The organism is Pyxidicoccus fallax (assembly GCF_012933655.1).
GTDB classification, from domain to species: Bacteria; Myxococcota; Myxococcia; order Myxococcales; family Myxococcaceae; genus Myxococcus; species Myxococcus fallax.
This window is the reverse complement of record NZ_JABBJJ010000686.1, coordinates 1-1,712: the sequence shown is the minus strand read 5'-3', so window position 1 is coordinate 1,712 and position 1,712 is coordinate 1. Positions and strand designations below refer to the sequence as shown.

The 1,712-nt window shown below is 73.1% G+C and carries 2 protein-coding genes; both read left to right on the top strand.

Annotation, left to right across the window (positions count from 1 at the left end; genetic code table 11):
- Positions 1-663 (top strand): DUF6311 domain-containing protein (locus tag HG543_RS53495; protein ID WP_500690516.1); only part of this gene is annotated, 663 nt, incomplete at its 5' end.
- Positions 664-769: 106 nt separating this feature from the next.
- Positions 770-1,712 (top strand): TIGR03915 family putative DNA repair protein (locus HG543_RS53490; RefSeq protein WP_169352654.1); only part of this gene is annotated, 943 nt, incomplete at its 3' end.

Here is a 1,712-nt window from a genome sequence, read left to right as displayed (position 1 = left end):
GGGCTGGCGTTCTTCGCGCTCTCCTGGCGCATCACCTGGATGGGCGAGCAGGTCGCGGATTTCTCGGCGTTCTACCGGCCCGGCCTGCGGTGGGTGGAGGCCTTCCGCGCCTCGGGCCGCTTCGTGTGGCCGCTGTACTACCTGCTGCTGCTGGGCTCCGCGCTCGCGCTGCTGCGCCTGCCGCGCCCGGCCGCCGTGCCCGTGCTGCTGGCGGGGGCACTGACGCTGCAAGTGCTCGACGTCAACCTCGGGACCGGGCAACAGGCCAACGAGGGAGGCCGGTGGAACTCGCGCCCCTCCGAGGCGCTCCGCGTGGCCGCGCAAGGGCGCAAGCACCTGGTGCTGTACCCGCCGCAGTCGCATGACGGCTCGGGGCGCGGGTGCCGCGCGGGGCCCATGGACTTCCACCGCTGGGCGTACCGCGCGTACCGGCTCGGGCTGACGTTCAACAGCGGCTATGTGGCGCGGCTGGATGATTCGCGCGCGCAGGCCTACTGCCTGGGGCTGGATGCCGACGTTCGGGCGGGGCGGTTGGACCCGGAGACCGTCTACCTCGCCATCCCCCAGCGGGAACACGAGTTCCGTGCCATTCCCGGCACCCGCTGCTCGCTGGAAGAGGGGCTGTGGATGTGCGTCCTCGATTCGGCGCTTCCCGCCGGGTAGCCGCTGGGAAGCGGAGGTGCCCCGCCGGTTGTTCCAGGACGGATGGGGATGTCAGACCCGTGGAGTAGGACGGCGCGTGGACATCCTCTGAGGTCGAGGAGCGCAGATGCGGGTGAGCTTGGAGCCGGACCTGTCATCCTTCCGGGCGGTGGCGCGCGGACTGCTGGCGCGCGGTGAGCCTCCGGAGCGGGTGCTCTTCGAGGAAGCGCGGGCCCCGCAGGGCTCGCTGCTGGCGGTGGGCGAGGCCGAGACGGCGCTGGAGCCGTCCGGAGGTGCTCCGGTGGCGGCGGTGCCCCGGGACTTCCTGGGGCTGGCGGAGAAGGTGGCGTGTCACCGGGCCCCGGAGCGCTGGGCGCTGCTGTACCGCGTGCTGTGGCGGCTGACGCATGGGGAGCGGGGGCTGTTGGAGGTGGACAGTGACGTGGACGTGCACCGGCTGCGGATGATGGAGCGGGCGGTGCGGCGGGACGCGCACAAGATGACGGCCTTCGTGCGCTTCCGGCGGGTGGAGCGGGACGGGGTGGAGCACTTCATCGCGTGGCACCGGCCGGACCACCTCATCGTCCGTCACGTGGCGCCGTTCTTCGTGCGGCGGTTTCCGTCCATGCGCTGGAGCATCCTGACGCCGGACGCGTGCGTGCACTGGGACCTGGAGCGGCTCACCTTCGGGGATGGGGTGCCGCGCTCCGAGGCGCCGGAGGCGGACGCGCTGGAGTCGCTGTGGGGCACCTACTACGCGTCCATCTTCAACCCGGCGCGGCTCAACGTGCGGGCCATGCGAGCGGAGCTGCCGAAGAAGCACTGGGCCACGTTGCCGGAGGCGCGGCTGATTCCGGAGCTGGTGCGGCGCGCTCCCACGCGCACGTCGGGCATGGTGGCGCCGGTGCGGGAGGTGTCCGCGGCCACGGCCTTCCTGCCGGAGCGGCGCGAGCTGCCAGCGCTGGCGGAGGCGGCGCGGGGGTGCACGGCGTGTCCGCTGCACGCGCGGGCGACGCAGGCGGTGTTCGGCGAGGGCCCGGTGGGGGCGCCGCTGATGCTGGTGGGGGAGC